This window comes from Streptomyces sp. NPDC017676 (assembly GCF_044329325.1).
Classification (GTDB): domain Bacteria; phylum Actinomycetota; class Actinomycetes; order Streptomycetales; family Streptomycetaceae; genus Streptomyces.
The window spans coordinates 151,804-174,902 of the sequence record NZ_JBIRJA010000011.1 but is presented as its reverse complement, the minus strand read 5'-3'; the positions used below and the strand labels follow the sequence as shown (position 1 = coordinate 174,902).

26 protein-coding genes are annotated in these 23,099 nt (G+C 67.5%); all 26 read right to left on the bottom strand.

Annotation, left to right across the window (positions count from 1 at the left end):
• Position 1 precedes the first annotated feature (1 nt).
• The 26 genes from rpsE to ACH4LD_RS24785 all read right to left on the bottom strand — a co-directional run bounded on the left by rpsE (position 2) and on the right by ACH4LD_RS24785 (position 23,057).
• Positions 2-607, bottom strand: coding sequence for a 30S ribosomal protein S5 (rpsE, locus tag ACH4LD_RS24910; RefSeq protein WP_019753099.1), 606 nt, complete (start codon positions 605-607; stop codon positions 2-4).
• A gap of 36 nt (positions 608-643) precedes the next feature.
• Complete coding sequence (gene rplR, locus ACH4LD_RS24905) at positions 644-1,027, bottom strand: 50S ribosomal protein L18 (protein ID WP_014674380.1); 384 nt, start codon at positions 1,025-1,027, stop codon at positions 644-646.
• Between the two features lie 3 nt (positions 1,028-1,030).
• Positions 1,031-1,570 (bottom strand): 50S ribosomal protein L6, encoded by a 540-nt coding sequence (gene rplF / locus ACH4LD_RS24900; RefSeq protein ID WP_014674379.1) that lies wholly within the window; start codon positions 1,568-1,570, stop codon positions 1,031-1,033.
• Positions 1,571-1,594: 24 nt separating this feature from the next.
• Entirely contained in the window at positions 1,595-1,993 is a 399-nt protein-coding gene (rpsH, locus tag ACH4LD_RS24895; RefSeq protein WP_014674378.1) for a 30S ribosomal protein S8, read from the bottom strand.
• A gap of 211 nt (positions 1,994-2,204) precedes the next feature.
• A complete protein-coding gene (locus ACH4LD_RS24890; RefSeq protein ID WP_003948630.1) occupies positions 2,205-2,390 on the bottom strand; it encodes a type Z 30S ribosomal protein S14 in 186 nt (61 codons plus the stop codon).
• A gap of 5 nt (positions 2,391-2,395) precedes the next feature.
• Positions 2,396-2,953, bottom strand: coding sequence for a 50S ribosomal protein L5 (rplE, locus tag ACH4LD_RS24885; RefSeq protein WP_030345436.1), 558 nt, complete (start codon positions 2,951-2,953; stop codon positions 2,396-2,398).
• Positions 2,953-3,276 (bottom strand): 50S ribosomal protein L24, encoded by a 324-nt coding sequence (rplX, locus tag ACH4LD_RS24880; protein ID WP_014674376.1) that lies wholly within the window; start codon positions 3,274-3,276, stop codon positions 2,953-2,955. Before rplX ends, rplE begins: the two co-directional genes overlap by 1 nt.
• A gap of 2 nt (positions 3,277-3,278) precedes the next feature.
• Entirely contained in the window at positions 3,279-3,647 is a 369-nt protein-coding gene (rplN, locus tag ACH4LD_RS24875; RefSeq protein ID WP_003998823.1) for a 50S ribosomal protein L14, read from the bottom strand.
• Between the two features lie 99 nt (positions 3,648-3,746).
• Positions 3,747-4,034, bottom strand: a complete 288-nt coding sequence (rpsQ, locus tag ACH4LD_RS24870; protein WP_030641193.1) for a 30S ribosomal protein S17 — start codon at positions 4,032-4,034, stop codon at positions 3,747-3,749.
• On the bottom strand, positions 4,034-4,258 hold the full coding sequence (rpmC, locus tag ACH4LD_RS24865) for a 50S ribosomal protein L29 (protein WP_003974259.1): 225 nt from the start codon (positions 4,256-4,258) through the stop codon (positions 4,034-4,036). Before rpmC ends, rpsQ begins: the two co-directional genes overlap by 1 nt.
• A complete protein-coding gene (gene rplP, locus ACH4LD_RS24860; RefSeq protein WP_009190136.1) occupies positions 4,258-4,677 on the bottom strand; it encodes a 50S ribosomal protein L16 in 420 nt (139 codons plus the stop codon). The genes rpmC and rplP overlap by 1 nt, the downstream gene beginning before the upstream one ends.
• 5 nt (positions 4,678-4,682) lie before the next feature.
• The gene (rpsC, locus tag ACH4LD_RS24855; RefSeq protein ID WP_014674374.1) at positions 4,683-5,504 is read right to left on the bottom strand and encodes a 30S ribosomal protein S3; all 822 of its coding nucleotides are present in this window, start codon (positions 5,502-5,504) and stop codon (positions 4,683-4,685) included.
• Positions 5,504-5,851, bottom strand: a complete 348-nt coding sequence (gene rplV / locus ACH4LD_RS24850; RefSeq protein WP_006130776.1) for a 50S ribosomal protein L22 — start codon at positions 5,849-5,851, stop codon at positions 5,504-5,506. The genes rpsC and rplV overlap by 1 nt, the downstream gene beginning before the upstream one ends.
• Before the next feature lie 43 nt (positions 5,852-5,894).
• Positions 5,895-6,176 carry a 30S ribosomal protein S19 gene (gene rpsS / locus ACH4LD_RS24845; protein ID WP_030641188.1) on the bottom strand — a complete coding sequence of 94 codons (282 nt, stop codon included), beginning with the start codon at positions 6,174-6,176 and terminating at the stop codon, positions 5,895-5,897.
• 12 nt (positions 6,177-6,188) lie between these two features.
• Positions 6,189-7,025: a 50S ribosomal protein L2 gene (rplB, locus tag ACH4LD_RS24840; protein ID WP_030601203.1), complete on the bottom strand. Its 837-nt coding sequence runs from the start codon at positions 7,023-7,025 to the stop codon at positions 6,189-6,191.
• Between the two features lie 40 nt (positions 7,026-7,065).
• The gene (rplW, locus tag ACH4LD_RS24835) at positions 7,066-7,485 is read right to left on the bottom strand and encodes a 50S ribosomal protein L23 (protein WP_103812796.1); all 420 of its coding nucleotides are present in this window, start codon (positions 7,483-7,485) and stop codon (positions 7,066-7,068) included.
• Positions 7,485-8,150, bottom strand: coding sequence for a 50S ribosomal protein L4 (rplD, locus tag ACH4LD_RS24830; protein WP_398056502.1), 666 nt, complete (start codon positions 8,148-8,150; stop codon positions 7,485-7,487). Before rplD ends, rplW begins: the two co-directional genes overlap by 1 nt.
• Before the next feature lie 8 nt (positions 8,151-8,158).
• Positions 8,159-8,803 carry a 50S ribosomal protein L3 gene (gene rplC, locus ACH4LD_RS24825; protein WP_059252066.1) on the bottom strand — a complete coding sequence of 215 codons (645 nt, stop codon included), beginning with the start codon at positions 8,801-8,803 and terminating at the stop codon, positions 8,159-8,161.
• 16 nt (positions 8,804-8,819) lie between these two features.
• Complete coding sequence (rpsJ, locus tag ACH4LD_RS24820) at positions 8,820-9,128, bottom strand: 30S ribosomal protein S10 (protein WP_003948644.1); 309 nt, start codon at positions 9,126-9,128, stop codon at positions 8,820-8,822.
• Between the two features lie 745 nt (positions 9,129-9,873).
• Positions 9,874-12,930: a glycosyl hydrolase 115 family protein gene (locus ACH4LD_RS24815; RefSeq protein WP_398056503.1), complete on the bottom strand. Its 3,057-nt coding sequence runs from the start codon at positions 12,928-12,930 to the stop codon at positions 9,874-9,876.
• 111 nt (positions 12,931-13,041) lie between these two features.
• A complete protein-coding gene (locus tag ACH4LD_RS24810) occupies positions 13,042-13,794 on the bottom strand; it encodes a hypothetical protein (protein ID WP_398056504.1) in 753 nt (250 codons plus the stop codon).
• Between the two features lie 203 nt (positions 13,795-13,997).
• On the bottom strand, positions 13,998-15,191 hold the full coding sequence (tuf, locus tag ACH4LD_RS24805; RefSeq protein WP_030778468.1) for an elongation factor Tu: 1,194 nt from the start codon (positions 15,189-15,191) through the stop codon (positions 13,998-14,000).
• A gap of 156 nt (positions 15,192-15,347) precedes the next feature.
• On the bottom strand, positions 15,348-17,474 hold the full coding sequence (fusA, locus tag ACH4LD_RS24800) for an elongation factor G (RefSeq protein ID WP_132786959.1): 2,127 nt from the start codon (positions 17,472-17,474) through the stop codon (positions 15,348-15,350).
• 39 nt (positions 17,475-17,513) lie between these two features.
• Positions 17,514-17,984 carry a 30S ribosomal protein S7 gene (gene rpsG / locus ACH4LD_RS24795; RefSeq protein ID WP_003998848.1) on the bottom strand — a complete coding sequence of 157 codons (471 nt, stop codon included), beginning with the start codon at positions 17,982-17,984 and terminating at the stop codon, positions 17,514-17,516.
• Between the two features lie 2 nt (positions 17,985-17,986).
• Complete coding sequence (gene rpsL / locus ACH4LD_RS24790; RefSeq protein ID WP_003948652.1) at positions 17,987-18,358, bottom strand: 30S ribosomal protein S12; 372 nt, start codon at positions 18,356-18,358, stop codon at positions 17,987-17,989.
• Positions 18,359-19,157: 799 nt separating this feature from the next.
• Positions 19,158-23,057, bottom strand: coding sequence for a DNA-directed RNA polymerase subunit beta' (locus ACH4LD_RS24785; protein ID WP_132786961.1), 3,900 nt, complete (start codon positions 23,055-23,057; stop codon positions 19,158-19,160).
• Positions 23,058-23,099: the final 42 nt, after the last annotated feature.

Below are 23,099 nucleotides of genomic sequence, written 5' to 3'. Positions count from 1 at the left end.
ATTACGCACCCGCCCCGGCACGCGCACGCAGCAGGGCCGCGGGAGCGACGTCCTCAAGCGGCAGACCACGGCGGGCCGCGATCTCCTCGGGACGCTGCAGACCCTTCAGGGCCTCCACGGTCGCGTGCACGATGTTGATGGCGTTGTCGGAGCCGAGCGACTTCGACAGCACGTCGTGGATACCGGCGCACTCCAGCACGGCACGCACCGGACCACCGGCGATAACACCGGTACCCGGGGACGCGGGCTTGAGCAGCACGACGCCGGCAGCCTTCTCACCCTGGATGGGGTGCGGGATGGTGCCCTGGATCCGGGGGACCTTGAAGAAGTGCTTCTTGGCCTCCTCAACGCCCTTGGCGATGGCGGCCGGCACCTCCTTGGCCTTGCCGTACCCGACACCCACGGTGCCGTCACCGTCGCCCACCACGACCAGCGCGGTGAAGCTGAAGCGACGACCACCCTTCACAACCTTGGCGACGCGGTTGATCGCGACGACGCGCTCGACGTACGCGGTCTTCTCGGCGGCAGCAGCGCCGCCGTCACGGCCCTTCCGGTCCCGCCGCTCGCCGCCACCGGCACCGCTTCCGCGGCGCTGGGGTCCAGCCATTGGATTACCTCTCTCTTTCCGCTAGCTACAAGCGGCTCAGAACTTGAGCCCGGCTTCGCGGGCGGCGTCCGCCAGGGCGGCGATGCGCCCGGCGTACTGGTTGCCACCACGGTCGAACACGACGGCCTCGACACCGGCGGCCTTGGCACGCTCGGCGACCAGGGCGCCGACCTGCTTGGCCTGCGCGGACTTGTCGGCCTCGCCGCCACGGATCGACGCGTCCAGGGTGGACGCCGACGCCAGGGTGTGGCCCTTCAGGTCGTCGATCACCTGCGCCACGATGTGGCGGTTGGAGCGGGTCACGACCAGACGGGGACGCTCCGCCGTACCGGAGATCCGCTTGCGGATCCGGATGTGACGGCGCTTGATCGCGGCGCGCTTGTAGGCGTCGCCCTTGAGGATCTTCTGCCCGTATGCCATGGCTTACTTACCCGCCTTTCCGACCTTGCGGCGGATGACTTCGCCCTCGTACTTGACGCCCTTGGCCTTGTACGGGTCGGGCTTGCGCAGCTTGCGGATGTTGGCCGCAACCTCGCCGACCTTCTGCTTGTCGATGCCCTCGACCGAGAAACGGGTCGGGGTCTCCACCTTGAAGGTGATGCCCTCGGGGGCCTCGACCAGGATCGGGTGGCTGTAACCGAGAGCGAACTCCAGGTTCGAACCCTTGGCGGTCACTCGGTAACCGACACCGCTGATTTCGAGCTTCTTCACGTAACCCTGGGTCACGCCGGTGATCATGTTCGCCACCAGCGTGCGGGAGAGGCCGTGCAGGGCCTTGCTCTGACGCTCGTCGTTCGGGCGGGTCACCTGGAGGGTGCCGTCCTCGCCCTTAGCGATGTCGATCGGCGCGGCAACGGTGTGGGTCAGCGAGCCCTTGGGGCCCTTGACCGAGACCGTCCGGCCGTCGATGGTGACGTCCACGCCGGCGGGAACCGCGATGGGGAGCTTGCCGATGCGCGACATAGCTGTTTCCTCCGTTCCCTTCTGCTACCAGACGTAGGCGAGGACTTCCCCACCCACGCCCTTCTTGCCGGCCTGCTTGTCGGTGAGGAGCCCGTGCGACGTGGAGATGATCGCCACGCCGAGGCCGCCGAGCACCTTCGGCAGGTTGGTGGACTTCGCGTACACCCGGAGACCGGGCTTGGAGATCCGCTTGATGCCCGCGATGGAGCGCTCACGGTTGGGGCCGAACTTCAGCTCCAGGACGAGGTTCTTGCCGACCTCGGCGTCCTCGACCTTCCAGCCCGTGATGAAGCCCTCCTGCTGGAGGATCTCCGCGATGTGCGACTTGATCTTGGAGTGCGGCATCGACACCGAGTCGTGGTACGCCGAGTTCGCGTTCCGCAGACGCGTCAGCATGTCTGCGATCGGATCAGTCATGGTCATGAATTGGCCTGTGGCCTTTCTCGCCGGGGTTTCCTATATGCGCCATCCCTCTCCCCGTACACGGACGGGACGGGTGCGGCGCGGGGACCTACGGCGTAGTAAGTCGTTCAGGGCGGCAGAGGCCCAACCCTCCTAGCCTAAGCCATGAGGGCAGGCGCCTCTGCCGTCCCGGTTGCTTACCGAGAGGTCCAGGAATCCCTAAAAGTCGGGATTACCAGGAGCTCTTGGTCACGCCCGGCAGCTCGCCACGGTGAGCCATCTCACGAAGGCACACGCGGCACAGGCCGAACTTGCGGTACACGGAGTGGGGACGGCCGCAGCGCTGGCAGCGGGTGTAGCCACGCACACCGAACTTGGGCTTGCGAGCAGCCTTCGCGATGAGAGCCTTCTTCGCCATCTCGCTCACGCCTCCTTGAACGGGAAGCCGAGGTGACGGAGAAGGGCACGGCCCTCTTCGTCGTTGGTCGCCGTGGTCACCACGGTGATGTCCATACCCCGGACGCGGTCGATCTTGTCCTGGTCGATCTCGTGGAACATGACCTGCTCCGTGAGACCGAAGGTGTAGTTGCCACGGCCGTCGAACTGCTTGGGGGACAGGCCGCGGAAGTCGCGGATGCGCGGCAGCGCGAGCGACAGGGTGCGGTCCAGGAACTCCCACATGCGGTCGCCACGGAGCGTGACGTGGGCACCGATCGGCTGACCCTCACGCAGCTTGAACTGCGCGATGGACTTGCGGGCCTTGGTGACGGCCGGCTTCTGACCGGTGATCGTGGTGAGGTCGCGGATGGCGCCCTCGATCAGCTTGGAGTCGCGGGCGGCGTCGCCCACACCCATGTTGACCACGATCTTGACGAGGCCCGGGACCTGCATGACGTTCTCGTACTTGAACTCGTCACGCAGCTTGCCCGCGATCTCCTCGCGGTACTTCTGCTTCAGACGCGGAGTGGTGGTGGTAGCCATCAGATGTCCTCACCCGTCCGCTTGGCAACGCGGATCTTGTTGCCCTCTTCGTCGAAGCGGTAGCCGACACGCGTGACGACCTTCTGACCGTCCTTCTCCACGACCAGCTGGACGTTGGACACGTGGATCGGGGCCTCGGTGGTCACGATGCCGCCGGCCTGGGAACCGCTGGCGGTCGGACCGGCCTTGGTGTGCTTCTTGACCCGGTTGACACCCTCGACCAGGACGCGCTCCTCGCGCGGGTAAGCGGCAATGACCTTGCCCTGCTTGCCCTTGTCCTTGCCGGTGATGACCTGGACCAGGTCGCCCTTCTTGATCTTCATGCTTACAGCACCTCCGGAGCCAGCGAGATGATCTTCATGAACTTCTTCTCGCGCAGCTCACGCCCGACCGGGCCGAAGATGCGGGTGCCGCGAGGGTCGCCGTCGTTCTTCAGAATGACGGCGGCGTTCTCGTCGAAGCGGATGTACGAGCCGTCCGGACGGCGGCGCTCCTTGACGGTGCGAACGATGACCGCCTTGACGACGTCACCCTTCTTCACGTTGCCACCGGGGATCGCGTCCTTGACGGTGGCGACGATGACGTCACCGATGCCCGCGTAGCGGCGACCGGAGCCACCGAGCACACGGATGCAAAGGATCTCCTTCGCACCAGTGTTGTCGGCGACACGCAGTCGCGACTCCTGCTGGATCACGTCTATCTCCTGTTTGTCTGCCGGTTCCCCGGGGGCCGCTCAGCGAGCGGCCCCCGGAGCCTGGCGGAACTGTCCTGCGAGGGGCGCCCCGCAGGAGAATTACTTGGCCTTTTCGAGGATCTCGACGACGCGCCAGCGCTTCGTCGCGGACAGCGGCCGGGTCTCCATGAGGAGGACGCGGTCGCCGACGCCCGCGGCGTTCTGCTCGTCGTGGGCCTTGAGCTTGTTCGTACGGCGGATGACCTTGCCGTACAGCGCGTGCTTCACACGGTCCTCGACGGCGACGACGACGGTCTTGTCCATCTTGTCGCTGACGACCAGACCCTCACGGGTCTTGCGGAAGCCTCGGGCTTCGGTGTTCTGCTCAGTCACGTTGCTCTCGCTCATCAGGCGCTCTCCACCGTCTCGATGCCCAGCTCGCGCTCACGCATCAGGGTGTAGATCCGCGCGATGTCCTTGCGGACGGCCTTCAGCCGACCGTGGTTCTCGAGCTGACCGGTCGCCGCCTGGAAGCGGAGGTTGAACAGCTCTTCCTTGGCCTCGCGGAGCTTCGCCAGAAGCTCCTCGTTGCCCAGCTCGCGCAGCTCGGACGCCTTGGTACCGGCCGACATCACGCTTCACCTGCCTCGCGCTTGACGATCCGGCACTTCATCGGCAGCTTGTGGGCCGCACGCGTCAGCGCCTCACGGGCGATCTTCTCGTTGGGGTACGACAGCTCGAACATCACACGTCCGGGCTTGACGTTGGCGATCCACCACTCCGGAGAACCCTTACCGGAACCCATGCGGGTCTCGGCCGGCTTCTTGGTGAGGGGACGGTCCGGGTAGATGTTGATCCAGACCTTGCCGCCACGCTTGATGTGGCGGGTCATCGCGATACGAGCCGCCTCGATCTGGCGGTTCGTCACGTAGGCCGGGGTCAGCGCCTGGATGCCGTACTCGCCGAACGCAACCTGCGTCCCACCCTTGGACATACCGTTGCGCTTCGGGTGGTGCTGCTTGCGGTGCTTGACCCTACGGGGGATCAGCATGACGGTCAGGCCTCCGTTCCGGTGCTCTCAGCCGGAGCGGCGGCGGGAGCCTCGGCCTTGGGGGCCTCGGCACCGGCAGCCTGCTGCGGCTTGCGACCGCGCCGCTCGCCACCGCGGCCACCACGGGCCGGGCGGTCGGCGCCACCGCGGGCCGGGCGGTTACCCGCACGGGCGGCAGCGTTCTCGGCGCGGACCTCGGCGATGTTCTTGACGTCGCCCTTGTAGATCCAGACCTTCACACCGATGCGGCCGAAGGTCGTCTTGGCCTCGAAGAAGCCGTAGTCCACGTTCGCGCGGAGCGTGTGCAGGGGCACACGGCCCTCGCGGTAGAACTCCGAGCGGGACATCTCGGCGCCGCCGAGGCGGCCACCGCACTGGATCTTGATGCCCTTGGCGCCGGCCTTCATGGCGGACTGCATGCTCTTGCGCATGGCCCGGCGGAAGGAGACGCGGGAGGAGAGCTGCTCGGCGACGGCCTGGGCCACCAGCTGAGCGTCCGTCTCCGGGTTCTTGACCTCAAGGATGTTCAGCTGGACCTGCTTGCCGGTCAGCTTCTCCAGGTCACCGCGGATGCGGTCGGCCTCGGCGCCGCGGCGGCCGATGACGATGCCCGGGCGAGCGGTGTGGATGTCCACACGCACGCGGTCACGGGTGCGCTCGATCTCGACCTTGGAGATGCCGGCGCGCTCCATGCCGGACGTCATCATCCGACGGATGGCGACGTCTTCCTTGACGTAGTCCTTGTACAGCTTGTCGGCGTACCAACGCGACTTGAAGTCGGTCGTGACACCGAGCCGGAACCCGTGCGGGTTTACCTTCTGGCCCATTACCGGGTTCCTTCCTTGCTGCTGACGACCACGGTGATGTGGCTGGTCCGCTTGCGGATCCGGTAGGCACGGCCCTGGGCACGCGGACGGAACCGCTTCAGGGTCGGGCCCTCGTCGACGTAGGCCTCGGAGATGAAGAGGCTGTCGACATCGGTGTGGTCGTAGTTGTGCGCGGCGTTGGCGATGGCGCTGTCGAGCACCTTGCCCACCGGCACCGAGGCGGCCTGCGGAGCGAATCGCAGGACGGCCTGGGCCTCCGTGGCGTCCATGCCACGGATGAGGTCCACCACGCGGCGGGCCTTCATGGGCGTGACGCGGATGTACCGCGCCTGGGCCCTGGCTTCCATGGTTGTCCCTTCAGTTACTTACGTGTCTGAATGCGATCCGCTGCTAGCGGCGCTTCGACTTCCGGTCTTCCTTGACGTGGCCCCGGAAGGTGCGCGTCGGCGAGAACTCGCCGAGCTTGTGGCCGACCATCGACTCGGTGACGAACACCGGGATGTGGGTCTTGCCGTTGTGCACCGCGATCGTGTGGCCGAGCATGGCCGGGACGATCATCGAGCGACGGGACCAGGTCTTGATGACGTTCTTGGTGCCGGCTTCGTTCTGCGTGTCCACCTTCTTCATCAGGTGGTCGTCGACGAAGGGCCCCTTCTTCAAGCTACGAGGCATCTCAACCCGTCCTTAGCGCTTCTTGTTCGTCTTGCGGCGGCGGACGATGTACTTGTTCGACGCCTTCTTGGGCGAACGAGTACGGCCTTCCTTCTTGCCCCACGGGGACACAGGGTGGCGACCACCGGAGGTCCGGCCCTCACCACCACCGTGCGGGTGGTCAACCGGGTTCATGACCACACCACGGACGGTCGGGCGAACGCCCAGCCACCGCTTGCGGCCCGCCTTGCCCCAGTTGATGTTGCTCTGCTCGGCGTTGCCGACCTCGCCGACGGTGGCGCGGCAGCGCACGTCGACCAGGCGGATCTCACCGGACGGCATGCGCAGGTGGGCGTAGGCGCCCTCCTTCGCGAGCAGCTGCACGGAGGCACCGGCGGAGCGGGCGAACTTGGCACCGCCACCGGGACGGAGCTCGATCGCGTGGATCGTGGTACCGACCGGGATGTTGCGGAGGGCCAGGTTGTTGCCCGGCTTGATGTCGGCCCCGGGACCGTTCTCCACGGTGTCGCCCTGCTGCAGGTTGCGCGGGGCGAGGATGTAGCGCTTCTCGCCGTCGGCGTAGTGCAGCAGCGCGATGCGCGCGGTGCGGTTGGGGTCGTACTCGATGTGCGCGACCTTCGCCGGCACGCCGTCCTTGTCGTGACGACGGAAGTCGATCACACGGTAGGCGCGCTTGTGTCCGCCACCCTGGTGGCGAACGGTCACACGACCGGCGTTGTTACGGCCGCCCTTGCTGTGCAGGGGACGGACCAGCGACTTCTCCGGCGTGGACCGCGTGACCTCGACGAAGTCGGCGACGCTGGCGCCACGACGGCCCGGCGTAGTCGGCTTGTACTTGCGGATTCCCATTTCTCAGTCCTCGTCCGATATCGGACGATCCGGACCGCCCTCAGGCGGTCGGACCGCCGAAGATGTCGATACGGTCGCCCTCGGCGAGGGTCACGATCGCGCGCTTGGTGCCCGCGCGCTGGCCGAAGCCGGTGCGGGTCCGCTTGCGCTTGCCCTGGCGGTTGATCGTGTTGACCCCGGTGACCTTGACGTCGAAGACCGCCTGGACGGCCTGCTTGATCTGGGTCTTGTTGGCGTTCGGGTCGACGATGAACGTGTACTTGTTCTCGTCGAGGAGCGCGTAGCTCTTCTCGGAGACGACCGGCTTCAGCAGGACGTCACGGGGGTCCGTGTACGACTTGCTCAGCGGGGTCTCGACGGTGTTCTTGCCCTCGGCGGCGTGACGGCGCGCCTTGGCGACGCGCGCGGCCTTGGCGGCCTTGGCGGCCTTCGAGGCGATAGCGGGGTGACGGATGGCCATCAGACCTCGCTCCCTTCGGTGTCGTTAGTCCGCTCCGCAGAGGGGGCGCCGGCGACGAAGGACTCGAAAGCGGCCTGGGTGAAGACCACGTCGTCCGAGACGAGAACGTCGTACGTGTTCAGCTGGCCCGGCTCCAGGATGTGGACCTGGGGCAGGTTGCGGGCGGACAGCCACGCGGCCTCGTCGGCGCGGTCGACGACCAGGAGCAGGTTCTTTCGCTCCGAGATCTTGCCGAACAGCGACTTGGCGGCCTTGGTGCTGGGGGTCTCGCCCTCGACCACGCCGGAGACGACGTGGATGCGGTTGTGACGCGCCCGGTCGGTGAGGGCACCGCGCAGGGCGGCGGCCTTCATCTTCTTCGGGGTGCGCTGCGAGTAGTCGCGCGGCACGGGACCGTGCACGACGCCACCACCGGCGAACTGCGGCGCGCGGGTCGAACCCTGGCGGGCGCGACCGGTGCCCTTCTGGCGGTACGGCTTCTTGCCGCCACCACGGACTTCACCGCGGGTCTTGGTCTTGTGCGTGCCCTGGCGGGCAGCGGCCAGCTGCGCGACGACGACCTGGTGGATCAGCGGAACGCTGACCTTGGCGTCGAAGATCTCCGCGGGGAGCTCGACGGAACCGGCCTTCTCGCCCGCCGGCGAAAGGATGTCAACAGTGCTCATCGGTTACCTCAGGCCCCCTTGGCCGCGGTGCGGACCAGGACGAGGCCGCCGTTCGGACCGGGAACCGCGCCCTTGATGAGCAGCAGACCCTTCTCCGCGTCAACGGCGTGGACGGTCAGGTTCTGGGTGGTGACCCGCTCGTTGCCCATGCGACCCGCCATGCGGAGGCCCTTGAACACACGGCCCGGGGTGGCGCAGCCACCGATGGAACCGGGGGAGCGGTGCTTGCGCTGGGTGCCGTGTCCGGCGCCGAGGCCACGGAAGTTGTGGCGCTTCATGACACCGGCGAAGCCCTTGCCCTTGCTCTTGCCGGTCACGTCGACCTTGACACCGGCCTCGAACACCGCAGCGGTGATCTCCTGGCCGAGCGTGTACTCGGAGGCGTCCGCGGTGCGGATCTCGACGAGGTGGCGACGGGGGGTGACGTCGGCCTTGGCGAAGTGGCCCTTGAGGGGCTTGTTCACCTTGCGCGGGTCGATCTCGCCGAAGGCGATCTGAACGGACTCGTAGCCGTCGACGTCATTCGTACGGACCTGGGTGACGACGTTGGGCCCAGCCTTGACGACGGTGACCGGAACAACACGGTTGTTCTCGTCCCACACCTGCGTCATGCCGAGCTTCTCGCCCAGGATGCCCTTGATCTGCTTAGCCATTCTCAGCCCACCAGCCTCAGAGCTTGATCTCGATGTCGACACCGGCCGGCAGGTCGAGTCGCATCAGAGAGTCAACGGTCTTGGGGGTCGGGTCGAGGATGTCGATCAGGCGCTTGTGCGTGCGCATCTCGAAGTGCTCGCGCGAGTCCTTGTACTTGTGCGGCGACTTGATGACGCAGTACACGTTCTTCTCAGTGGGCAGCGGCACCGGGCCCGCGACCGACGCACCGGTACGGGTCACCGTCTCGACGATCTTCTTCGCCGAGGAGTCGATGACCTCGTGGTCGTAGGCCTTGAGCCGGATGCGGATCTTCTGTCCCGCCATGGCTACTCAGTAGTCCTGTCTCTTCTCACGCTCTGGAACCCGGCGGTTCCTGCATCCCTCGTTCTCCGACCCACGCGGTCGGGCGTGTCGCGCTCCCGCTGACACGGATGTCCCTTGTCCGAACATCCCCGCGGGATTGACACGGCCCTTCCGGAACCGCGGACCGGGGACCTCGGGTCCACCGGGCGCCTGGCCGGTGCCGCGCCCACGCTTCCCGGAAGATTCCCGTACGTCCGCCCCAGTGCTGCCCGAGGGCAGTTAGGGCGACGAGTACTGTGGGACTCGCTTCCGGTCCTCCCGGCGGGAGGCGCGCAGCATCAACACTCGACCGAGCAACTCGGACAGTCTGCCATATGGGGCAGCGCCTCCGCCAATCGAGCCGAAGAGATTACCCCGAAGGTGACGTAGGTCAAACCGTAGGGTTGTGTGCGGCGTGATCACGGATCGGTGATCAGAGTCCGAACAGTTCCGCGCAGTCGAAGCGGAAGTCCTCCGTCATCCGGAGCCCGCCGTCACTCCCCCGGTCGACCGTCCAACGCCGCGAGACGGTCCTGACCTGCCCGCGGCACTGCTCCTTGGACGAAGCCGGCCTGGGCGTTCCGCCGACCCGGGATCCCAGGAGTCCGGCTCAGCTGTGTCCGGGCGGAGAGGGCGTGCCAGGCGGGATCCCGGACGCGCCACTCCGCCGCCGGCTCGGCGCCGTCGGCGGCGCCCTCGCGCACGGTGTACGGCACGGACTGCCGCTCTACGGGTGACCGTCCCCCACCCGCGCGCTCTCCAGCGGGCCCAGGTACAGCGCCGGCAGCCCGCCCGTGTCGATCAGCAGGCGCTGCACCACCACCGTCGGGTCCACCATCCAGAACCTCAGCCGGTGGACGCCCGGCTTCGTCACGGTGTGCGTGGTCGCCGTCGCGTTGATGTTGTCCGAGGTGTGCCGCGCCCACACCGTGTTCAGCGCGCCGTCGTCCGCGCCCGCCGTGATGTCCACGGTCCGGATCGGGCCGTCGTCCAGCGAGATGCCGTAGCGCAGGCCCGAGACGCCGGGGACGGCCGGGTTGCGGGGGGACAGGTGGGCCCAGACCGTCACCTCGCCGGGCGCGGACAGCAGCGTCACCTCGTACTCCAGGCGAGGTGAGCCGCCACCCGGGGTGCGGCTCGGGGACGTCACCGGCCACGGGGTCATGCCCGCACCGGTCCGTCCGATGCCGTCGATGCGGCGCCACTGCCCGACCGCCCGGTCGTAGTGCTCGGCGTCGATCGCCACGTAGCCGCCGGCCTCCACGAAGCCCCGCGGCCGCACGCCCGAGGGGCGCTGCGCCACACAGCGGACCGGGACCGACGCGCCCGCGCCGTGCACCGTCAGGGTCGCCTCCGCGGGCCCGGCCGGAGCGCGGTCCCAGTCCACCTCCACCTCCAGGCGTACCTGCTGGTCCACCCGGCCGCGCGGGCGGTCCACCCGCAGCCAGGGCGCCGAGACCGAGACCTCATAGGGGAAGGGCGTACGGCCCCGGTTGAAGATCTCCACGTACTGCTGGGGGCGGGTCTGGTACGGGCTGAACGGTGGCAGCGAAGCGGCCGAGGAGGCGCCTCCCGGCCACCACTCCCCCGCGTCTTCGGCCCCGTCCACGGACACGCCCAGCTCCGCACCCGAGGGCACCTCGATGCGCCTCACCGCGGGGAACAGCACATCCGGCAGCGCCACGTTGTCCTTCTCCGGCTGCTGCCAGCCCGCGTTGGGGCCGTAGCGGTCGACGTCCCCGTAGTCGATGTGGGGCTGGGTCTGGAAGCCCTGCCATTTGCCTTCGGTGACACGGGAGCTGAAGCGGTCGGCGAGGGCGATGTCCTGGCCGAGGGCGGCTTCCGCCTGTGCCGCGCGGTCGTTGGTCGCGGCCCGGCCCTGCGCCGCGTACAGCAGGTTCGTGAACTCCGCCTCCCGCAGCGCGTACAGGTTCGCGGTCGCCGTGACCGCGTAGCCGGCGAGTTCGAACCACGCGTCCCGCAACCGCTCCGGCAGTCTGCGCTCGACGCGTTCCGCGCGGTGGCCCAGCGCGCGCCACTCCTCGGTGACCCGTTCCAGTTCCCGGTGTGCGAAGTAGTACGGGCTCTGCCGGTCGTCGTACACGACCTGGTCACCGGAGAGGGTGATCCGGCGGTTCAGCAGCTCCGGCTTGCGGCGGGCCTGGAGCCGGCCGTAGGCCGCCAGCAGCGAGGCGATCTCCTTGGCCTGCGCCTCGCCGAAGTTCTGGCGGGCGTAGCGCTCCTCCCACGCGCCGAGGCGCTCCAGCGGCCAGGCCTCGGGGTTCCAGGCGTAGGAGAGGAAGAACTCCGTCGGCAGCTCGTTGCCCTTCAGGTCACCGACGTTGACCACCCACAGGCCGTGGTTGCCGTGGGCGTGCGCCTGGTGGAGCTGGTCCCAGACGTTCCTGAGGTTCGCGGTGTCGACCCACTTGTAGTTGCGGCCGGCGCCGACGTAGTCGAAGTGGTAGTACAGGCCGTACCCGCCGGTGCGGGGGCCGTCCGGGTGCTTGCGGATGTTGCCCCAGTTGTCGTCCGTGAGGACCACGGTGACGTCGTCCGGGGCGCGCAGGCCGCGGTCCCAGTAACGCTGGACCTCCTTGTAGAGGGTCCATACCTGGGGTGTCTCGGCCGCCGGCCTGCCGGTCACCTCCTCGATGATGCGGCGCTGGTCGGCGATGATCTCCCGCATCAGTTCGATGCCGTCGCCGTCGGGGAGACTCGTGTCGCCGTTGCCGCGCATGCCGAGGGTGACGACGCCCTCGAAGCCCTGGTCGACCATGCGCTGGACACCGGCGCGCCAGTACGCGCGGATCGCCTCCGGGTTGCGGCGGTACGACCATTCGCCCGTGCCCCCGTAAGGGTCGGTCCCGGAGCCGGCGTGCCGGTTCCACTCCTCGATGCCCCGCATCATCGGCGCCTCGTGGGACGTGCCCATGACGATGCCGTACTCGGCCGCCCGCCGGTGGTTGTCCGGGTCGTCCTCCGCGAACGCCCGGCCCCAGACCGCCGGCCAGAGGTAGTTGCCCTTCAGGCGCAGCAGGACCTCGAAGACCTTCGCGTAGAAGTCGGCGGTGAAGCCGCCGGGGTAGCCCGGTGCCTTCCCCGGGCCGAAGTACGCCGGTGCCCAGGTGCCGAGCGCCGGGTTCTCGTCGTTGATGAAGACGCCCCGGTACTTCACCGCCGGGGTCCCCTGGGTGAAGCGGCCGGCCTTCACCCAGACGGCGTCGCGCCGGGCCGGCGGTACGTCGTCCCACCAGTGCCAGGGCGAGACGCCGATGCCGTACGAGACGTCGTACGCCCCGAAGATCGTGCCCCGCGGGTCGCTGCCCGCGATGACGAAGGCCCGCTCCACACCGGGCATCGGGTGCTCCACGACCGTCTGGAGCGAGGTCTCCCATCGGCCCCGCACGCCCGTGACGTCGAGCTTGCCCGACCGGATCAGGCCGTCGATCAGCGGACTGCGGCCGATCGTGCCGAGCAGCACCGGGAAGCGGCCGATCGTCGTGCCCGGGCGGACGCCGGTCACCCGCGCGAGGTCGTCCCGCAGGTCCCCGGACACCCGCACGACCCCGGGATGGTCCTCCGCGCTCACCACCACGGGCGCGCCGACCAGGGAGAAGACCCCGCCCGTGAAGGAGATGTACGCCCCCGGGTCCGTCACCCGGAGCCCGTCCTCCGGGGCGGCGGACGCGGTCCCCTGGGTCCCCACGGGCATCGCGGCCAGCCCGGCGCCCAGGACCGTCCCGCCAAGCACCGTCCTACGGCTGACGTGCGCAGACGACATACCTCACCCCTCCAGCCCCTCCGGCATCTATTTGCTCATCGGCATGACAAATAGTGGGGGGAGGCAGGGGCGGGGGGAACGGGTCGTACGCGCCGAATAGTTTCGAAGCCGTCAGTACGCCGTGGCCGCGAGCAGGAAGCCGTCCTCCGGCACCAGATTGTTCGCGCTGAGCAGGTTGCCGTCCGTCGGCAGGCCGACCGACCTGCGCTGCGCCCCGATCCCCGGATCACGCACGGACACGGTCAGGGTGTAGGCCGGCTGCCCGGTGATGGTGTTCGAGGAGTCGATCGGCGGCTGGAGCTTCTCCACCACGTCCCTCGCGTCCTGCCCGGGGCACAGGGCCTCCAGCGGCAGGGACACCTCGGCGCTGTCACCGGTGCCCGGCTTCGTGGCGGAGTCCCAGGTGACGGGCAGGCCATGGGCCCCGCCGACCAGCCCCCGCGGGCCCTCGATCTCGACGGCGACGCCCTCGCCGCCCAGGGCCCGCGACAGATTCAGCGATCCCTCGGGGCCCGGCGCGAAGAGCAGGCCGATGGTGAAGCGGCCGGGGGCGCGGGGCGGCTTCTCGTAGCCGTAGGAGCCGAGGACGAGCCGCGGGCCGGGCACCGGGGCCGGGGACTTTGCCGCGGGGGGTGCGGACGCGGACGCGGGCAGCGGGAAGTAGTGGTAGCCCTTGGCCCCGCACCGGCCGCCGTCGGAGAAACCGCCTCCCGGCAGCGGGATCGTGCGGGCCGGGCCCGACGCCGCCGAGGCGCCCCAGGAGAACAGGCCCTGCTGCCAGGCCATGGCGATCACCACGGCCGCCACGGCCAGCCAGGGGACGACCGTCTGGAGCGCCGCGTGTATCAAGGTCCTCTTCCTCACCCGCAGAACCGTATGCGGTCCGGGATGGGACGGACGGCGAGCCCCTGGCGGACATGCGAAGAGGCCCTGGCGGGACATACGAAGCGACCCGGGCGGGACATACGAAGAGGCCCGTACGACCGGAGTCGTACGGGCCTCTCGCAGGTCGAGACCTTCGGGTCAGGCACTGACCCTCAAGCCATCAAGCCGCAAGCAAGCGGAACTTACTTGACGATCTTGGTGACCTGGCCGGCGCCCACGGTGCGGCCACCCTCACGGATGGCGAACTTCAGGCCCTCTTCCATGGCGACGGGCTGGATGAGCTCCACCTTCATCTCGGTGTTGTCACCCGGCATGACCATCTCGGTGCCCTCGGGGAGGGTCACCACGCCGGTCACGTCCGTCGTGCGGAAGTAGAACTGCGGACGGTAGTTGTTGAAGAACGGCGTGTGGCGGCCACCCTCGTCCTTGGAGAGGATGTAGGCCTGCGCCTCGAACTCGGTGTGCGGGGTGACCGAGCCCGGCTTGATGATGACCTGGCCGCGCTCGACGTCCTCGCGCTTGATGCCACGGAGGAGCAGACCGACGTTCTCACCGGCCTGACCCTCGTCGAGCAGCTTGCGGAACATCTCGATGCCGGTGACCGTGGTGGAGGTCTTCTCCGGCTTGATGCCGATGATGTCCACGTTCTCGTTGACCTTGAGGACACCACGCTCGATACGGCCGGTGACGACCGTACCGCGACCGGTGATGGTGAAGACGTCCTCGATCGGCATGAGGAACGGCTTGTCGACGTCGCGCTCCGGCTGCGGGATCGACTCGTCGACGGCCTTCATCAGGTTGAGGACGGAGTCCACCCACTCCTGCTCGCCCTCAAGGGCCTTGAGCGCGGAGACCTTGACGACCGGGACGTCGTCGCCGGGGAACTCGTACTCGGAGAGGAGCTCACGGACCTCAAGCTCGACGAGCTCCAGGATCTCCTCGTCGTCCACCATGTCGGCCTTGTTCAGGGCGACGACGATGTACGGAACGCCGACCTGGCGGGCCAGGAGCACGTGCTCCTTGGTCTGCGGCATCGGGCCGTCGGTGGCGGCGACCACGAGGATGGCGCCGTCCATCTGCGCCGCACCCGTGATCATGTTCTTGATGTAGTCCGCGTGACCCGGGCAGTCGACGTGGGCGTAGTGACGCGCCTCGGTCTGGTACTCGACGTGCGCGATGGAGATGGTGATACCGCGCTGACGCTCCTCAGGAGCCTTGTCGATGTTGTCGAACGGGGTGGCCTCGTTCAGGTCCGGGTACGCGTCGTGCAGCACCTTGGTAATGGCGGCCGTGAGGGTCGTCTTACCGTGGTCGATGTGACCGATGGTGCCGATGTTGACGTGCGGCTTAGTCCGCTCGAACTTCGCCTTCGCCACTGGGGTCCTCCTGTGGAGTGGTTCTGTACGCCTTACTTCATCGGCGCCAGGTGATCTTTGCTGTAAAGGCCCGGAACCCGGGGCAAACGCTCACGATTGCGGACGTTTGCCCCTGGAGGCTCCGGAGTCAAGCCTACGGCGTGTGAACGCGGTGCGTTACTCGCCCTTGGCCTTCGCGATGATCTCCTCGGCGACGTTCCGCGGAACCTCGGCGTAGGAGTCGAACTGCATCGAGTAGCTTGCGCGACCCGACGTCTTGCTGCGGAGGTCGCCGACGTAGCCGAACATCTCCGACAGGGGCACGAGGCCCTTCACGACGCGGGCACCAGCCCGCTCCTCCATGGCCTGGATCTGGCCACGGCGGGAGTTGATGTCGCCGATGACCTCACCCATGTAGTCCTCGGGCGTGGTGACCTCGACGGCCATCATCGGCTCAAGGAGCACGGGCTTGGCCTTGCGCGCGGCCTCCTTGAAGGCCTGCGAACCGGCGATCTTGAAGGCGAGCTCGGAGGAGTCGACCTCGTGGTAGGCACCGTCCAGCAGGATGACCCGGACACCGGTCATCTCGTAGCCGGCGAGGATGCCGAACTGCATGGCCTCCTGCGCACCGGCGTCCACCGAAGGGATGTACTCCTTCGGGATACGGCCACCGGTGACCTGGTTCACGAACTCGTAGGCCATGTCACCGCTCTCGATCGGCTCGATCGAGATGATGACGCGACCGAACTGGCCGGTGCCACCCGTCTGCTTCTTGTGGGTGTACTCGACCTTGTCGACCTTCTGGCGAATGGTCTCACGGTACGCGACCTGCGGCTTGCCGACGTTGGCCTCGACCTTGAACTCGCGCTTCATGCGGTCGACCAGCACTTCGAGGTGCAGCTCGCCCATACCGCCGATGACGGTCTGGCCGGTCTCCTCGTTGGTGTGCACCTGGAAGGAGGGGTCCTCCTCCGCGAGACGCTGGATGGCGACACCCAGCTTCTCCTGGTCACCCTTGGACTTGGGCTCGATCGCGACCTCGATCACCGGCGCCGGGAAGTCCATGGACTCCAGGATCACCGGGTTCTTCTCGTCGCACAGCGTCTCACCGGTGGTGGTCTGCTTCAGGCCCATGACGGCGACGATGTCGCCCGCGCCCACCGACTCGATCTCCTCACGCTTGTTGGCGTGCATGCGGTAGATCTTGCCGATGCGCTCCTTGCGGCCCTTGACGGAGTTCAGCACGGCGGTGCCGGACTCCAGGCGGCCGGAGTACACGCGGACGAAGGTGAGCTTGCCCAGGTGCGGGTCGCTCATGATCTTGAACGCCAGCGCGGACAGGGGCTCCTCGTCGGACGGCTTGCGCTTGATGACCGTCTCCGGGTCCTTGACGTCGTGGCCCTCGATGGCCTCGATGTCGACCGGGGACGGCAGGTAGCGCACGACCGCGTCGAGCAGGGGCTGGACGCCCTTGTTCTTGAACGCGGTGCCGCAGAACACCGGGGTGACGGTGGTGCCGGTGCCCTTGCCGGACGCGATGGTGATACGACGGATCGCGGCGTACAGCTGCTCCTCGGTGGGCTCCTCGCCCTCCAGGTACAGCTCCATGATCTCTTCGTCGTTCTCGGCGACGGCCTCGACCAGCTTGCCGCGCCACTCCTCGGCGGCCTCGGTGTGCGTGGCGGGGATGTCGACGGTGTCGTACATCTCGCCCTTGGTCGCCTCGGCCGACCAGACCAGGGCCTTCATCGTCACCAGGTCGACGACGCCCTTGAAGTCCGCCTCGGCACCGATCGGCAGCTGCATGACCAGCGGCTGCGCGCCCAGACGGTCGGAGATCATGTCGACACAGCGGTGGAACTCGGCACCGGTGCGGTCGAGCTTGTTGACGAAGCAGATACGCGGAACGCCGTAGCGGTCCGCCTGACGCCACACCGTCTCGGACTGGGGCTCAACGCCGGCGACGCCGTCGAACACCGTGACAGCACCGTCGAGCACGCGCAGGGAACGCTCCACCTCGACGGTGAAGTCGACGTGACCCGGCGTGTCGATGATGTTGATGGTGTGGTCGACGTCCTCCAGCGACCAGTGACAGGTGGTGGCAGCAGAGGTGATCGTGATGCCACGCTCCTGCTCCTGCTCCATCCAGTCCATGGTGGCAGCGCCGTCGTGGACCTCACCGATCTTGTAAGACACACCGGTGTAGAACAGGATCCGCTCGGTGGTGGTCGTCTTGCCCGCGTCGATGTGGGCCATGATCCCGATGTTTCGGACCCTGGCCAGGTCAAGTGAAGTGGTAGCCATAAGGCTTCAGTCTTCTCTCGGTCTCGATGTGGGTAGCGACTACCAGCGGTAGTGCGCGAAGGCCTTGTTGGACTCGGCCATCTTGTGGGTGTCCTCGCGCTTCTTCACGGCCGCACCGAGGCCGTTGGAGGCGTCGAGAAGCTCGTTGAGGAGACGCTCGGTCATGGTCTTCTCGCGACGGGCGCGGGAGTAACCGACCAGCCAGCGCAGCGCCAGGGTGTTGGCACGGCCGGGCTTGACCTCGACCGGGACCTGGTAGGTGGCGCCACCGACACGGCGGGACTTGACCTCAAGGGTCGGCTTGATGTTCTCAAGAGCGCGCTTGAGCGTGATGACCGGGTCGTTGCCGGTCTTCTCGCGCAGGCCCTCCATGGCGCCGTAGACGATGCGCTCGGCGGTGGAGCGCTTGCCGTTCAGCAGCACCTTGTTGATCAGGGAGGTCACCAGAGGAGAGCCGTAGACCGGGTCGATGATGACCGGGCGCTTCGGGGCGGGGCCCTTACGAGGCATTCTTACTTCTCCTTCTTGGCGCCGTAACGGCTGCGAGCCTGCTTGCGGTTCTTGACACCCTGGGTGTCGAGCGAGCCGCGGATGATCTTGTAGCGAACACCCGGCAGGTCCTTCACACGGCCGCCGCGCACGAGCACGATGGAGTGCTCCTGCAGGTTGTGTCCCTCACCCGGAATGTAAGCGGTGACCTCGATGCCGCTGGTCAGACGCACACGCGCGACCTTGCGGAGGGCCGAGTTCGGCTTCTTCGGGGTGGTCGTGAACACGCGCGTGCAGACGCCGCGACGCTGAGGGGAACCCTCAAGTGCGGGCGTCTTGTTCTTCTCGACCTTGTCCTGCCGGCCCTTGCGGACCAGCTGCTGGATCGTAGGCACTACTTCTCCGGTTTCTGTGTGCCGATGGGTACAGCTAACCTGGAACGTCGCCGACCCACGCGGTCGGGTGTGTCGAATCCGCCAGACTCCCGCCGCAAGGCGAGAAGGGCGCAGATTACGGTGGCCGGTCGCGGCTCGCCATGCGGTTTGCAGGCACGCACAGGAGCCAGGGCACACCCCAGGCACAAGGTCTGAGCGTACCTACCTCATTCGCTGCGGTCAAAACAAATGGGGTGGGCAGCGACACGCCAGCTCTTGACATAGCCGACATCCCCGAGCCGCAGGGCGGACTTCCAGGCGTCTCCCCTGGCGACGACATCGAGATCGTGTACGACGCTCCGCAGGCCGTTCGCGAGGAGCGGACCGCTGCCTGCCACCCCGTGATCGACGGTCGGCAGCCTGAGCAAGAGGACCGGCAGCCCGACCGCCGAGCGTCCGGGAATCCCGAACGCAAAGGGTCCTCGGAGCGCTGCCGGAGCAGCACCCCCAGAGCCACCAGGACGGCTGCGGAGAGCGCGAACCAGGGCCGCAGGCGGATCCATGCGGGGGGAGACGGTGTGAGCGCTCCAGACGAGCACCATGACCGCCACCGGGCCGGCCGGGCCGCGTGCGCTGCCGGCCCAGCCCCGGGGGCACGACCGATGCGGCCGCCCGGCCGAAGAAGACACGGGCCGACCCCACCAGATTTCCCCCAACACCATTCTCACGCCGGCTACTTGCCCTGCGTGGGACATCGGGCCCGAACACGCCGAAGGGCGGTCACCCGCAAGGTGACCGCCCCTCAGTTCAAGCTGCTCGCTTACTGGTTGTACGGACCGTAGTCGTAGTCCTCCAGCGGCACGGCCTGGCCGGAGCCCGTGCCGAACGGCGAGTAGTCGATGTCGTCGTAGCCGACGGCCGAGTACATCGCGGCCTTGGCCTCCTCGGTCGGCTCGACCCGGATGTTGCGGTAGCGGGACAGGCCCGTACCGGCCGGGATGAGCTTACCGATGATGACGTTCTCCTTGAGGCCGATGAGGCTGTCGGACTTGGCGTTGATCGCCGCGTCCGTCAGGACTCGGGTCGTCTCCTGGAAGGAGGCGGCCGACAGCCAGGATTCCGTCGCCAGCGAGGCCTTGGTGATACCCATCAGCTGCGGACGACCGGAGGCCGGGTGACCGCCCTCCTGGACCACACGACGGTTCTCCTGCTCGAAGCGGGAGCGCTCGACCAGCTCGCCGGGCAGCAGCTCGGCGTCGCCGGACTCGATGATCGTCACGCGGCGGAGCATCTGCCGGATGATGATCTCGATGTGCTTGTCGTGGATCGACACACCCTGCGAGTTGTACACCTTCTGGACCTCGCCGACCAGGTGGACCTGGACGGCACGCTGACCCAGGATGCGCAGCACGTCGTGCGGGTTGGTGGCACCCACGGTGAGCTGCTGGCCCACCTCGACGTGGTCGCCCTCGCGGACCAGGACCTTGGCACGCTTCGAGATCGGGTACGCCGTCTCGTCGCTGCCGTCGTCCGGGGTGACGACGATCTTCTTGGTCTTCTCGGTCTCCTCGATCCGCACGCGGCCGGAGGCCTCGGAGATCGGGGCGACACCCTTCGGGGTACGGGCCTCGAAGAGCTCGACGACACGCGGCAGACCCTGGGTGATGTCGTCACCGGCCACACCACCGGTGTGGAAGGTACGCATCGTCAGCTGGGTACCGGGCTCACCGATGGACTGGGCGGCGATGATGCCGACCGCCTCACCGATGTCGACCAGCTTGCCGGTGGCCAGCGAGCGGCCGTAGCACATCGCGCAGGTACCGACGGCGGACTCGCAGGTCAGGACCGAGCGGGTCTTGACCTCCTCGACGCCACGGCCGACGAGCTCCTCGATGAGGACGTCGCCCAGGTCGGTGCCGGCCGGGGCCAGCACCTGGCCGTCGACCACGATGTCCTCGGCGAGGCAGCGCGCGTACACGGACGTCTCGACGTCGTCCGCCTTGCGCAGCACGCCGTCGGCGCCGCGGTCGGCGATCCGCAGACGCAGGCCACGGTCGGTGCCGCAGTCCTCCTCGCGGATGATGACGTCCTGCGAGACGTCGACCAGACGACGGGTGAGGTAACCCGAGTCGGCGGTACGCAGAGCGGTGTCCGCCAGACCCTTACGGGCACCGTGCGTGGAGATGAAGTACTCCAGCACGGACAGACCCTCACGGAACGAGGCCTTGATGGGCCGCGGGATCGTCTCGTTCTTCGCGTTCGACACAAGACCACGCATACCGGCGATCTGACGCATCTGCATCATGTTGCCTCGTGCACCCGAGTTCACCATCATGAAGATCGGGTTGGTCTTCGGGAAGTTGTCGTTCATCGCCTCGGCGACCTCGTTGGTCGCCTTGGTCCAGATCGCGATGAGCTCCTGCGTGCGCTCGTCCTTGGTGATCAGACCGCGCTCGTACTGCTTCTGAACCTTCTCGTCCTGCGCCTCGTAACCCTTGACGATCTCCTTCTTCGCCTCGGGGACGACGACGTCGGAGATGGCCACGGTGACACCGGAACGGGTCGCCCAGTAGAAGCCGGCCGCCTTCAGGTTGTCGAGCGTCGCCGCCACGATGACCTTCGGGTAGCGCTCGGCGAGGTCGTTGACGATCTCGGAGAGCTGCTTCTTGCCGACCTCGTAGTCGACGAACGGGTAGTCCTCGGGCAGCAGCTCGTTGAAGAGCGCGCGGCCCAGCGTGGTGTTCAGCCGGAAGCTGTCACCCTGCTGCCACTCCGGCTCGCCCTCCTCGCGCGCCGGCGGGGTCCAGCCGCGCGGCGGGATGGTGCCCACCGGGAAGCGGATGTCCACGCGCGACTGCAGCGAGAGTTCGCCGGCGTCGAACGCCATGATCGCCTCGGCCACGGACGCGAACGAGCGGCCCTCGCCCTTGACGTCACGCATCTCGCCGTCGGTGGTGAGGAAGAACAGACCGAGGACCATGTCCTGGGTCGGCATCGTCACCGGACGGCCGTCGGCCGGCTTGAGGATGTTGTTCGAGGACAGCATCAGGATGCGGGCCTCGGCCTGCGCCTCCGCGGACAGCGGCAGGTGCACGGCCATCTGGTCACCGTCGAAGTCCGCGTTGAACGCGGTGCAGACGAGCGGGTGGATCTGGATGGCCTTGCCCTCGACCAGCTGCGGCTCGAAGGCCTGGATGCCGAGGCGGTGCAGGGTGGGCGCACGGTTCAGCAGCACCGGGTGCTCGGCGATGACCTCTTCGAGGACGTCGTACACGACGGTGCGGCCACGCTCCACCATGCGCTTGGCGCTCTTGATGTTCTGCGCGTGGTTCAGGTCGACCAGGCGCTTCATCACGAACGGCTTGAAGAGCTCCAGCGCCATGGCCTTGGGCAGACCGCACTGGTGCAGCTTCAGCTGCGGGCCGACGACGATGACGGAACGCGCCGAGTAGTCGACTCGCTTGCCGAGCAGGTTCTGACGGAAGCGACCCTGCTTGCCCTTGAGCATGTCGGACAGCGACTTCAGCGGACGGTTGCCGGGGCCCGTGACCGGGCGACCACGACGGCCGTTGTCGAAGAGCGCGTCGACGGCCTCCTGGAGCATGCGCTTCTCGTTGTTCACGATGATCTCGGGGGCACCGAGGTCGAGAAGGCGCTTCAGGCGGTTGTTGCGGTTGATGACACGGCGGTACAGGTCGTTCAGGTCGGAGGTCGCGAAGCGGCCACCGTCCAGCTGCACCATCGGACGCAGGTCCGGCGGGATGACCGGGACGCAGTCCAGGACCATGCCCTTGGGGCTGTTGGAGGTCTGCAGGAACGCGGAGACGACCTTCAGCCGCTTCAGGGCGCGGGTCTTCTTCTGGCCCTTGCCGGTGCGGATGATCTCGCGGAGCTTCTCGGCCTCTTCCTCCAGGTCGAAGGACTCCAGGCGCTTCTGCAGCGCGGCGGCGCCCATCGAGCCGTCGAAGTAGGTGCCGAAGCGGTCGCGCAGCTCGCGGTAGAGCAGCTCGTCGCCCTCCAGGTCCTGGACCTTGAGGTTCTTGAACCGGTTCCACACCTCGTCGAGGCGGTCGATCTCGCGCTGCGCGCGGTCGCGCAGCTGCTTCATCTCGCGCTCGGCACCCTCGCGCACCTTGCGGCGCACGTCGGCCTTGGCGCCCTCGGCCTCCAGCTCGGCCAGGTCGGACTCAAGCTTCTTGGCGCGGGCCTCCAGGTCGGCGTCCCGGCGGTTCTCGATCTGCTGACGCTCGACCGAGACGTGCGCCTCCAGGGAGGGCAGGTCGCGGGTACGGCGCTCCTCGTCGACGTACGTGATCATGTACGCGGCGAAGTAGATGACCTTCTCAAGGTCCTTCGGCGCCAGGTCCAGCAGGTAGCCGAGGCGCGAGGGGACACCCTTGAAGTACCAGATGTGCGTAACCGGGGCGGCCAGCTCGATGTGGCCCATCCGCTCACGGCGCACCTTGGCACGCGTGACCTCGACGCCACAGCGCTCGCAGATGATGCCCTTGAAGCGGACGCGCTTGTACTTGCCGCAGTAGCACTCCCAGTCCCGGGTCGGACCGAAGATCTTCTCGCAGAAGAGTCCGTCCTTCTCGGGCTTGAGGGTGCGGTAGTTGATGGTCTCGGGCTTCTTGACCTCGCCGTGGCTCCACTGACGGATGTCGTCAGCGGTGGCCAGGCCGATCCGGAGCTCGTCGAAGAAGTTGACGTCGAGCACTATGCGTCAATCCCTCTCAGGGTCGTTAAGTCTGTGGTCTGA

Bases quoted from the DNA above. Each gene is read 5' to 3' on its own strand.
- rpsQ (WP_030641193.1), bottom strand. From the start codon at position 4,034: ATGAGCGAGAGCAACGTGACTGAGCAGAACACCGAAGCCCGAGGCTTC.
- rplP (WP_009190136.1), bottom strand. From the start codon at position 4,677: ATGCTGATCCCCCGTAGGGTCAAGCACCGCAAGCAGCACCACCCGAAG.
- rplW (WP_103812796.1), bottom strand. From the start codon at position 7,485: ATGGCCATCCGTCACCCCGCTATCGCCTCGAAGGCCGCCAAGGCCGCC.
- rpsE (WP_019753099.1), bottom strand. From the start codon at position 607: ATGGCTGGACCCCAGCGCCGCGGAAGCGGTGCCGGTGGCGGCGAGCGG.
- rplB (WP_030601203.1), bottom strand. From the start codon at position 7,025: ATGGGAATCCGCAAGTACAAGCCGACTACGCCGGGCCGTCGTGGCGCC.
- ACH4LD_RS24815 (WP_398056503.1), bottom strand. From the start codon at position 12,930: ATGTCGTCTGCGCACGTCAGCCGTAGGACGGTGCTTGGCGGGACGGTC.
- rpmC (WP_003974259.1), bottom strand. From the start codon at position 4,258: ATGTCGGCCGGTACCAAGGCGTCCGAGCTGCGCGAGCTGGGCAACGAG.
- ACH4LD_RS24890 (WP_003948630.1), bottom strand. From the start codon at position 2,390: ATGGCGAAGAAGGCTCTCATCGCGAAGGCTGCTCGCAAGCCCAAGTTC.
- fusA (WP_132786959.1), bottom strand. From the start codon at position 17,474: ATGGCTACCACTTCACTTGACCTGGCCAGGGTCCGAAACATCGGGATC.
- rplF (WP_014674379.1), bottom strand. From the start codon at position 1,570: ATGTCGCGCATCGGCAAGCTCCCCATCGCGGTTCCCGCCGGCGTGGAC.
- rpsS (WP_030641188.1), bottom strand. From the start codon at position 6,176: ATGCCTCGTAGCTTGAAGAAGGGGCCCTTCGTCGACGACCACCTGATG.
- rpsC (WP_014674374.1), bottom strand. From the start codon at position 5,504: ATGGGCCAGAAGGTAAACCCGCACGGGTTCCGGCTCGGTGTCACGACC.
- rpsH (WP_014674378.1), bottom strand. From the start codon at position 1,993: ATGACCATGACTGATCCGATCGCAGACATGCTGACGCGTCTGCGGAAC.
- rplX (WP_014674376.1), bottom strand. From the start codon at position 3,276: ATGAAGATCAAGAAGGGCGACCTGGTCCAGGTCATCACCGGCAAGGAC.
- rplC (WP_059252066.1), bottom strand. From the start codon at position 8,803: ATGGCTAAGCAGATCAAGGGCATCCTGGGCGAGAAGCTCGGCATGACG.
- rpsJ (WP_003948644.1), bottom strand. From the start codon at position 9,128: ATGGCGGGACAGAAGATCCGCATCCGGCTCAAGGCCTACGACCACGAG.
- rplV (WP_006130776.1), bottom strand. From the start codon at position 5,851: ATGGAAGCCAGGGCCCAGGCGCGGTACATCCGCGTCACGCCCATGAAG.
- rplR (WP_014674380.1), bottom strand. From the start codon at position 1,027: ATGGCATACGGGCAGAAGATCCTCAAGGGCGACGCCTACAAGCGCGCC.
- rplE (WP_030345436.1), bottom strand. From the start codon at position 2,953: ATGGCTACCACCACCACTCCGCGTCTGAAGCAGAAGTACCGCGAGGAG.
- rplD (WP_398056502.1), bottom strand. From the start codon at position 8,150: ATGAGCACTGTTGACATCCTTTCGCCGGCGGGCGAGAAGGCCGGTTCC.
- rpsG (WP_003998848.1), bottom strand. From the start codon at position 17,984: ATGCCTCGTAAGGGCCCCGCCCCGAAGCGCCCGGTCATCATCGACCCG.